The sequence below is a fragment of the Actinophytocola sp. genome (assembly GCF_036378875.1).
Classification (GTDB): domain Bacteria; phylum Actinomycetota; class Actinomycetes; order Mycobacteriales; family Pseudonocardiaceae; genus Actinophytocola.
The window spans coordinates 26,431-34,531 of the sequence record NZ_DASUVO010000138.1; the positions used below are offsets into that span (position 1 = coordinate 26,431).

Annotated in this window: 10 protein-coding genes; 2 read left to right on the top strand and 8 right to left on the bottom strand. The window is 63.8% G+C overall.

Features of this window, described 5'->3' with window-relative positions; translation table 11 throughout:
* The first annotated feature begins 3 nt into the window (after positions 1-3).
* Positions 4-690 (top strand): response regulator transcription factor, encoded by a 687-nt coding sequence (locus VF106_RS39890; protein ID WP_330845197.1) that lies wholly within the window; start codon positions 4-6, stop codon positions 688-690.
* On the top strand, positions 683-1,768 hold the full coding sequence (locus VF106_RS39895) for a sensor histidine kinase (protein WP_330845198.1): 1,086 nt from the start codon (positions 683-685) through the stop codon (positions 1,766-1,768). Before VF106_RS39890 ends, VF106_RS39895 begins: the two co-directional genes overlap by 8 nt.
* On the opposite strand, the gene VF106_RS39900 is transcribed toward VF106_RS39895, so the two are convergent.
* From VF106_RS39900 to VF106_RS39935, 8 genes are all read right to left on the bottom strand, one after another.
* A complete protein-coding gene (locus VF106_RS39900) occupies positions 1,755-2,192 on the bottom strand; it encodes a GNAT family N-acetyltransferase (protein ID WP_330845199.1) in 438 nt (145 codons plus the stop codon). The genes VF106_RS39895 and VF106_RS39900 overlap by 14 nt on opposite strands.
* Position 2,193: 1 nt before the next feature.
* Positions 2,194-2,802, bottom strand: a complete 609-nt coding sequence (gene vanX / locus VF106_RS39905) for a D-Ala-D-Ala dipeptidase VanX (protein ID WP_330845200.1) — start codon at positions 2,800-2,802, stop codon at positions 2,194-2,196.
* Positions 2,799-3,830: a D-alanine--(R)-lactate ligase gene (gene vanA / locus VF106_RS39910; RefSeq protein ID WP_330845201.1), complete on the bottom strand. Its 1,032-nt coding sequence runs from the start codon at positions 3,828-3,830 to the stop codon at positions 2,799-2,801. Before vanA ends, vanX begins: the two co-directional genes overlap by 4 nt.
* Entirely contained in the window at positions 3,827-4,789 is a 963-nt protein-coding gene (vanH, locus tag VF106_RS39915; RefSeq protein ID WP_330845202.1) for a D-lactate dehydrogenase VanH, read from the bottom strand. Before vanH ends, vanA begins: the two co-directional genes overlap by 4 nt.
* Before the next feature lie 310 nt (positions 4,790-5,099).
* Positions 5,100-5,558, bottom strand: a complete 459-nt coding sequence (locus VF106_RS39920) for an Imm7 family immunity protein (RefSeq protein WP_330845203.1) — start codon at positions 5,556-5,558, stop codon at positions 5,100-5,102.
* Between the two features lie 349 nt (positions 5,559-5,907).
* Positions 5,908-6,201, bottom strand: a complete 294-nt coding sequence (locus VF106_RS39925; RefSeq protein WP_330845204.1) for a hypothetical protein — start codon at positions 6,199-6,201, stop codon at positions 5,908-5,910.
* Between the two features lies 1 nt (position 6,202).
* Positions 6,203-6,547: a hypothetical protein gene (locus tag VF106_RS39930; protein WP_330845205.1), complete on the bottom strand. Its 345-nt coding sequence runs from the start codon at positions 6,545-6,547 to the stop codon at positions 6,203-6,205.
* 83 nt (positions 6,548-6,630) lie between these two features.
* Positions 6,631-7,956, bottom strand: coding sequence for an IS4 family transposase (locus VF106_RS39935; protein WP_330845206.1), 1,326 nt, complete (start codon positions 7,954-7,956; stop codon positions 6,631-6,633).
* Positions 7,957-8,101 lie beyond the last annotated feature (145 nt).

Consider the following 8,101-nt stretch of genomic DNA (forward strand, 5'->3'; position numbering starts at 1 on the left):
AGCATGCGTGTGCTGATCGTCGAGGACGAGCCGTATATGGCAGAGGCCATCCGCGACGGGCTGCGCCTTGAAGCGATCGCCGCCGACATCGCCGGTGACGGCGACACCGCTCTGGAGCTGTTGAGCGTCAACGCCTACGACATCGCCGTCCTCGACCGCGACATTCCCGGGCCCTCCGGTGACGAGGTCGCCGAAAGCATCGTCGCTTCCCGTAGCGGCATGCCGATCCTCATGCTCACCGCCGCGGACCGTCTCGACGACAAGGCCACAGGGTTCGGACTCGGCGCCGACGACTACCTCACGAAACCGTTCGAGCTCCAGGAACTCGTGCTCCGTCTCAGAGCGCTCGACCGCAGGCGCGCGCACAACAGACCACCCGTGCGGGAGATCGCAGGCCTGCGGCTGGACCCGTTCCGCCGCGAGGTCTACCGCGACGGCCGCTACGTCGCGCTCACCCGCAAACAGTTCGCCGTGCTCGAGGTTCTCGTCGCGGCCGAAGGCGGTGTCATCAGCGCCGAGGAGCTGCTGGAACGGGCATGGGACGAGAACGCGGACCCGTTCACCAACGCCGTGCGCATCACGGTCTCGGCACTGCGCAAGCGGCTCGGCGAACCCTGGATCATCGCGACCGTGGCCGGCGTCGGCTACCGCATCGACGCGGCACCCGGCACCGGAGGGGATCGTGGATAGGCAGCCTGGTTTGAGCGTCCGCCTCAAACTCACCCTCAGCTACGCCGGGTTCCTCATGGTCGCCGGCGCCTTGCTGCTCACGGTCGTGTGGGTGTTCCTGCTGCGTTACGTGCCCGAGGAGATCCGCTTCCCGACGGCCTTACCCGACCGCTCCGCCCTGCAGAGTGCCTTCGTACCGAAGGCACTCGCGGCCCTGGCGTTCCTGCTGGCGTTCGGTCTCGCGGGAGGATGGATCCTCGCTGGCGGCATGCTCGCGCCCCTGAATCGCATCAAACATGCCACACGCCTGGCCGCGAACGGATCGCTCTCCCACCGGATCCATCTGGAAGGCCGCGAGGACGAGTTCCGCGAGCTCGCCGACGCGTTCGACACCATGCTCGCACGGCTCGAAGCACACGTCGCCGAACAGCAGAGGTTCGCCGCCAACGCCTCCCACGAACTGCGCACGCCACTGGCGATCACCCAGGCTCTTCTCGACGTCGCCCGCAACGATCCGGGACGGAACACCGACGAGCTCGTCGAACGCCTCCACTTCGTCAACGCGAGAGCGATCGACCTGACGGAGGCGTTGCTCCTGCTCAGCCGCGCCGACCAGCGGTCCTTCGCCCGCGAACACGTCGACCTGTCGCTCGTAGCGGAAGAAGCCACCGAAACGCTTCTCCCACTCGCCGAGAAACGCGGCGTCACCATCGAGACCTCCGGCGACATCACCCCCACCATCGGCTCCCACGCGCTCCTGCTGCAGATGACCACGAACCTCCTGCACAACGCGATCGTCCACAACCTGCCCGAACAGGGCGCCGTGTGGGTCACGACCACCGTCCACCCCAAGGGTGTGGTGCTCACGGTCGTCAACTCCGGCGAAAACCTCACCCCGCAGTTGGTTTCCACGCTCGGGGAACCCTTTCAGCGCGGCTCAAGACGCATACGCACCGATCACGCGGGTGTGGGCCTCGGTCTGGCCATCGTCAAGAGCATCACCCAGGCACACAACGGAACCCTCACCCTCACCCCCCGCGCGGCCGGCGGGCTCCGCGTCACGGTGCAACTGCCCGCCGCCGGCTTCACTGGTCGGTGAGATCGCGTAGGAACCGCCTTCCGGTTTGGTCGACGTAACCGCGGCGCCGGTAGAACTCGTGTGCGCCGTGGCGGCGGTCCGCGCTGGTGACCTCCATACGTACGCAGCCACGACCTGTCGCGAACAGTTCCGCCGCTGCGACGAGCTGACGGCCGACGCCCTGGCCGCGTGCCTGCTCGGAGACGACCAGAGCGACGATCCGCCCCCAGGAGCCGGAGCGTTCGAAGAACGGGCAGACGTGGACCGCAACGAGGCCGAGGAGGTCGCCGTCAGCATGGGCCACGTAGGCCATGCTGGAGGGGTCGTCACACCAGGCCTGGATTCGGTTTGCTGTCGTCGCGGTGTCATCTTGGGGGTAGCCCAGCTGGTGAAGCAGCTCGTCGACGGCCGCGGCGTCGTTGGGGTGTGCCAGTCGTATCCGCATGCTATGCGATGGGGAAATCAAAGTAGGTGTCTGGATAGGGCTCGTCTTTCAGCGTGTAATGCCACCACTCCCATTCGTACCGTTGGAAACCGCAGGCCTCCATGACAGAACAAAGGAACTGACGGTTCTCCGCTTCGACGGGCGTGATGCCTTGTGCGCCATGATGCGAGATCGAATCCATCAGGTCATGGTCACCACCCATGGCCGCACGCTCTCCGGTAGCCAGGTGATAGAGCGTCAGGTCGACCGTACTGCCCCGGCTGTGGCCCGACTTGGCGGCTACGTACCCTTTTTCGAACATCGCGGGCCTGTCGATGTTCGGGTAGTGCCGCGGCTTCGTCCGGCCATCCTCCGGCTGCGTTGACCAGCGAACGAAGCAGTCGACGGCGCGTTGCGGACGATAGCCGTCCCAAAGTAGCAGGCCGAAGCCAAGGGACGCGGCCTTCTCCTGCGCACTCTCCAGGGCCGCGCACAAAGCCGTGGTGCCGACAATGCGGTTGGCCACGTATCCGTCCACGGGTTTGCCGGTGAAGTTGTCCCAGGTGGCGTACTTGGCGTCCCAGCGAATCCCGGGCACGATCTCGTCCACGAAGACGAAGTCGTCCTTCATTGGACTTTCCCCGTCAACGCCAACGACACGATCCGGTCGATCACCTCGCCGAGGGGCAACCCCGCGGCCGCCATCATCCTCGGATAACGGCTGTAGGAGGTCAGGCCGGGCAAAGTGTTGACCTCGTTGAGGACCACTGTTCCGTCTTCCTTCAGGAACATGTCCACACGCGCCAGGCCCGTGCATCCCAGAGCGCGGTATATGACCTTTGCCGTCTCCTGGACGAGCGAACGCGACTCCGAGGAAATATCGGCGGGCACGGTGATCGTCGAGTTCTCGGAACCGCTTTCGGGCTCGTCCTCCTGATGAATTCTGAAGAAACCGTGAGACAACGTGATTTGGTCCGCCTCGCCGGCAATCAGATCCAGGTCGTTCCCCAGGATCGCACATCCGACCTCACTGCCGGCGACAGCCTCTTCGATCAGCACCTTCGAGTCGTACTGCCGTGCGGTCTCCACCGCGCCCCGCAGTTCTTCCGCGCGAGACACCTTGGTGACGCCGAAAGATGACCCCGAACGGGCCGGCTTGACAAAGACGGGATAGGTGAGCTGGTCGGGATCAGGGTTCTCGTTCGCCGTGACGGTCCAGAAGTTCGGCGTAGCGACCCCAGCGCTTCGAACGACGAGATAGGTGAGGGATTTGTCCATGCAGAGGGCAGAACTTTGGACATCGCAGCCGACGTAGGGGATGCCGGAGAGCTCCAGCAACCCCTGAATCGCACCGTCCTCGCCAAGCTTGCCGTGTAGAACGGGCAACACAAGATCGAGACCGATCGCTTCGTACTTCCCGTCCTCCAGGACGAGCAACCCGCGGACGCTGCTGTCCGGCGACAGCACAGCCGGACGGCAGTCGCCGTTTTCCCAGTCCGCGTCGGGGCCGTCACAAAGCTTCCAAGCACCGCTCTCCGTGATCCCGATCCAGAACGGTTCGTACTTTTCGGTGTCGAGGTGCCTGGCGACCTCCTGCGCAGACTTGACGGAGACGGGATGCTCCTCGGAACTGCCCCCGAATATAATTCCGATCTTCATATCCAGTGCTGCTTTCCGCGCTCAAATTTCCGACAGTTGACAATGGAGTTTTCAACGGCATCACTCAGCGCGTGGTCCGTGTAGTACGCGGTGTGCGGACTAACGACCACGTTCGGCAACGCCTGCAACCGCGACAACAGTTCACTTTCGATGGGCTTGTCCCTGCAGTCGGCGTAAAATATTCCTTCCTCACCTTCGAGGACGTCCAACGCCGCGCCGCCCAGCCGACCGCTTTCCAACGCCGAAACAAGGGCCTCGGTGTCGAGAAGCGCACCTCGCCCAGTGTTGATGACGAACGCGCCATGCTTCATCAGCTCGATACGTCGACGATCCAGGAGATGGTGGGTATCAGTGTTGAGTGGGGTATGAAGCGTGACGATGTCGCTCTGCTGCAACAGGTCATCGAGAGGAACGTAGTCAGCGGAGGTCCTGGGACGAATGTCATAGGCCAACTTCTGGCAGCCAAAACCCCACAGCCTGTCGATGACCGCCGCCCCGATACGGCCCGTTCCAATGACCCCAACGGTCAGGTCGCGCAGTTCTTTCCCACGCGCGTCATTCAACCGGTAGTCATGAACACCGGCACGACTGATGATGGACTTCGCGTTCCGCACCGCCATCAACATCAGCATCAGTGTGTAGTCAGCTACACTGTCAGGCGAATAGGCGACGTTCTCGACGGAGATGCCAACGCTCTCCGCGTATGCCACATCGATGTGGTTGTACCCGATGCTTCGGGTGGAAATATACTTCACACCAGCCTGCGCAAGCGCAAGAAGAACGGCATCCGTGATCTTGCTCTTATGACCGACGCTGACACACCGGTTCCCGGAGGCCAGTTCAATATTGTCTTCAGATACCGCGGCCTCGGTGATCGTTGGCACAACACCAAACCGAGGCGCGATCTCCCGAAACAAGACGGCCTCGTCCGCCCCGCACCCATAAATCGTAATACCCATGGTCGGGACGGCCGAAGAGGACCAAGACGCCAGCGACCGACCGCGGCGTGCCACTGTTCGCGCTGCTTCGCTGTGGGTCATGCCCGCCAGTCAAGACAGCACGACGTTGCCAGCACGTATGCGATTTTCGATATCCCAACGATATGCTACCGGTCGGTAACCTCGAGTCGCCCTCACCCACCCGCGCTGCGGCCAGCTGACCGCAGGCCCCTGGCGGGCATCACGACCCGAGGCCGCATCAGATGCCACCACCACCCCGCCGACCGCCAGGTCAAGCCGGTTGCAATCAAGGCAGTCTGACGCAGCCCTGTCAGTCCTCGATCATTGGGTTAATTGGGGACAAGAACGGGTCTTCCTGCGCTTCGACGCGTCCCCGAGCAATTCTCGTTACCTGATACGCATTAAATCCCGGGGCCTCGATAGCCTCCGAATCGTATTCATACAGGAGACCCCAAGAACCCGGCAGCTTGGTCGCGACGAGCTTGATCAGATCATGAATCGCGATAGCGTCGACGGTTGGCCGATTCACGCATCCCGCGATCGTCACCATGTACTGACCATTCAACACAATAAGTTCCACCTTGATGTTCGGCCAGACGAACCGCTTTTCGATCACATCCCTGAGCATGTGGACAGCAGTCTCCAACGAGCCGACATCAGACTCGTACGTCGACTCCGAGAGATTCAACCAGCCATGGACCTCGTACATCACACCTCGTCTATCGGAGTCGATCTCAGTTGCCAGCGGACGTCGGGACAAAGCCGCCATGTCTTCAGGTTCCTGCCCATGGCGACCAGCTGAGTCTGGCAAGCAGTTCGCGGATCAGGTCTGCCCGCACTCGGAGTCCGGGGTCGGCGACAGCGAGGTCGGCTACGCCCCGCGATGGGCGTGGTCTTTGCGCGTCGTCCACACCCCACCGTCGACCCCGTCCACAACGGCCGGACAAACAAGATCGCCCGCTGACCTAGTCTTCGCAGGTCAGCGGGCGACTTTCAGCACACCTGGACTCTCCCGATTTTCTCCACCCCGAAACAGTGTGAAGCACGATGCCCAGCCGCAACAACGACCGCCACCAAACAAACGGTTTCTAGTAGAAGTGACGCTTGCTGCCAAACCTCTATGTGCCGGTTGCCAGTCCGAAGGCAACAAAGGTGGCGATACCGAGTATCAGTGCGATGATCGCTCCGGCCCAGCCCCCAAGGTCGCGGTCGCGCATGCCGAAGAACGCGGCCACGAGCCCACCCGCAGCGAGCACCAGGCACACGATCCCCGGAATGCTGCCGGCGCCGCCCTGCCAGATCAACAGGCCGGCACCAAGCCCCGCGCCAAGCCCGCCGATGATCGCGGTCCATTCCCGCACACCGTCGACCAGCGCGCCCCCCGCGGCCTTCCCCGCCTTCTTCCAGGACATTTCAGGGCCTGTCCTTCCGTCGTCCGGTTCGCTTCTTGAGGATCGTCATCGGTTGCTCGTCATCATCACGAGCACGGCGACGTTCGGCAGCAGTACGTTCAGCGGCCGCGTCAGCGTCGTCGACCTCCCGTTTCACCCGTGCCATCTCGGCCAAGAACACGTTCTGGTTCTCCCGATACAGCCGGGTCGCCGCCGGATCGGCGGTCCCCTCGCGGATCTGCCGCCAGGTCAGCCCACCGCGATCCACCCGCTCCTGCAACGCCCGCGCTACCGGACCGGATCGCCCCGTGCGGAACGACTCGGCCACCTCCCGCTCCAGTCTCTTGTACTCGGCGGTTCCGGTCACATCGGTCCGGGCGACAATGCTGATCGCCGTGCGAGCTTCCTGACTAGTCCCAAGGCCGTGAAGTTAGGCGGTGGTGGTGCTCGTCAAGGGTCTGCTGGTGTCAGGATGTGGATGCTGACCGTGGCTTTGTAGCTGTTCCGGTCGATGTTGGGTCCGCGGGCTTGGTATTTGGAGATGGCGCGTTTGACGATGCGTGGACAGACCCGTAGTCGGCGGGCGGGCATGAGGTTTGCCAGGACATGCCGGCCGATGGTGCCGGCTAGGTCGATGGTGGTGTCGGCGATGACGTTCGTGGCCTGGATGACCTGGTCGCGGGCGGTTTGGTAGGCGATGGTGAAGCTGGCTCGGTCGGGATCGGTGTCTGGTTGGGTGGTGGTCGCGTCGGCCATGGCAGTGCGCAGCAGGTGGTAGGTCACCAGCAGGGCGTAGATTTCCTGCTCGATGCCGACCGGGGTGCGGGCGCGTAGTACCCGGCCACCGAGGATGCTGGATTTCAGTTCCAGGTAGGCGGTCTCGATCTCCCAGCGGTCGTGGTAGAGCCGGATCAATTCGCCGGCGGGGTACTGGTGGTGGTCGAGCAGGGTGGTGGCCAGCCGATAGACGCCAGTGTGGCGGCCGGTGGTGGTGGCGATGGTGATCTCACACTCGATGACACGTACCCGCAGGCCGCCGAGGATCGAGAGGTAGGAGCCATCTCGGTAGCGGTTCAGGACGGGGATCTTCCGGCCGTTTTTCAAGCGCACCAACAGATCCGCTTCAGTAGCGGCGATCTGGGCCAGCAGACCGGCCGCGCCGAAGTTGCGGTCGCCTAACAGGATCATCCCTCGCCGGAGGCTGGACAGCAGGCGTGGTGTGTAGGTGGTTTCCCCGCTGGTGGTGGGCCCGAACACCGCGTCGATCAGGGTGCGGGTGCCGCACGCCAGCAGCGCGACCAGCCGGACCTGCGGGTAGCCGGCGCCGCCGTGGTTGCCGCGGTGTTTGGTGAACCGGGCCAGCGTTCTGGGGTTGTCGGGCACGGTCAGGGTGGTGCCGTCGATCGCGCAGACCAACAGCCCGCGCCACCACGTTCCGCGTTGCCCGGGGGTGGCTGCTGGTCCGCGCAGCAGGTCGAACAGCCACCGCAGAGGTGCCGCGCCGATGCGGTGGCGGGCGTGGCCCAGCCCGCCGGCGGTGGGTGTCGCGGTGGCGATGCCCGCCAGCCCGGCGGTGAGTTTGCGCCACACCCCGAGATAGCCGACCTCGGGGAACAGGCAGGCGGTTAACAGCAGGTAGACCACCACGCGGGAGGGCAGGTCCCGCAGCCGGGCTTGGGTGGTGCGGGTCGCGGTCAGGGCCGCATCGACCATCTCAAACGGCAGATGCTGGGTGAGTTCACCAAGATGGCCAGGCGCGAACCGGCCCCCGGCCACCGTAATCGTGCGCGTGATGACAGACTGGGTATCCAACGGAGTTCTTGCTATCTGGTGATCTTGGTCGACACCGTTCTAGCAGGAACTCCGTTGCTTGTTTCAGCCGGCTGGACGGCCGCACCTGATCCTTAACTTCACGGCCTTG